Origin of the sequence: Lactiplantibacillus fabifermentans DSM 21115 (assembly GCF_000498955.2) — a bacterium.
Lineage (GTDB): Bacteria > Bacillota > Bacilli > Lactobacillales > Lactobacillaceae > Lactiplantibacillus > Lactiplantibacillus fabifermentans.
Genome location: NZ_AYGX02000110.1, coordinates 1 through 1319 on the forward strand (window position 1 = coordinate 1; position 1319 = coordinate 1319).

The window sequence follows — 1319 nt, forward strand, 5'->3', positions numbered from 1 at the left end:
TGGTACCCTGTCAATAAAATAGACAATTTAAATAGAGACTTTTTTGTCCTATGCCACGACTAAATTTTGAATTTGAGTTTGATACTCATCTTCAAGTTGCTTTGGTGATTTGAATCCACAGTGACTGTGAATTCTAACTGTGTTGTAAAACGTTTCAATGTACTGAAAAACTAGTCGTTTAGCTTCGGAGTATGAATGGATTTTAAACCGATTTATCCATTCACGCTTAATCAAGGCATGAAACGACTCAATGCAGGCATTATCCCAAGGATAAGCTTTCTTTGAATAGCTTAATGTCATGTTAGCTGTAACTTGATTGTAAGCTTCAGACGTAAACTGACTACCACGATCACTGTGCATGATTAATGGCTTGCTAATATGGCGACTGTGCTTAGTCTTTTCAATAAGTGGGATGACATTCGATACCTCCAAGGTTTCAGATAAGTCCCAACCAATGATCCGTCGGGAGTACAAGTCCATAATACTGGTTAAATAAACGAATCCGTCATGAACTGGAATATAAGTGGTGTCAATGCACCAAACGGCGTTTGGTCGCAATGGATTGAACTGCTCGTCTAAAATATTTATTAGCTGTTTATCAAACTTAGAATTGCGAGTGGTAGTCGTCCAAGGGGTTAGGTAAACGGCGTGAATGTCAAGTTCACGCATATACTTACCAACAGTTCGTTCAGCGATCTTATATCCTTTTGAGCGAAGTTCTTGGGTGATTTTGCCGGCACCGTAAATACAAAGGCTTTTGAGCCAAATTGCTTTAATTTCACCTTGAATAAACTTCTTCCGAAGCTTTCGCGGTGATTGGTGATTATGACGCTTTTCTCGTTGATAGTAACCACTTCTTGAGATTCCAACATAATCACACATACCATTGATGGAAGGGTGGGATTCCAAAGCGTGCTGAACGTCCATTTCTTGGTATACCTTTTCGGTAGTTACTTGCTCAGAATCCCGATTGATTTTTTTAACACTTCGATCGCTCCTTCAGCGTCACGAAGTTGACGCTTTAGTCGTGCAATCTCCTTGTCCTTATCGCTGGCAAAATTACCAGAGCCACGGCCAAACTCCCCAGTCTCAGTAAACAGCTTAATCCATTTATGTAATGTACTAGCCCCAATACCTAGATTCTTACTTATTTCATTCATGGTCATGTGATCCTTGTTATCTAAGTAATACTGAACGGCCTGTTCCTTAAATTCCTTGTCATAACTGTGCTTCGTCATTATTTGATCCTCCAATTTACTTCCTTAATTATACTAAATCAGAGTCTCTATTTAACCTGTACACTTTTTATTCTAGGCCCA

The 1319-nt window shown here is 39.3% G+C and carries 2 protein-coding genes; both read right to left on the bottom strand.

The window, feature by feature from the left end:
• Positions 1–48 precede the first annotated feature (48 nt).
• A complete protein-coding gene (locus tag DY78_RS09995; protein ID WP_024626250.1) occupies positions 49–927 on the bottom strand; it encodes an IS3 family transposase in 879 nt (292 codons plus the stop codon).
• A gap of 23 nt (positions 928–950) precedes the next feature.
• A complete protein-coding gene (locus DY78_RS10000; RefSeq protein ID WP_003688751.1) occupies positions 951–1238 on the bottom strand; it encodes a transposase in 288 nt (95 codons plus the stop codon).
• Positions 1239–1319 lie beyond the last annotated feature (81 nt).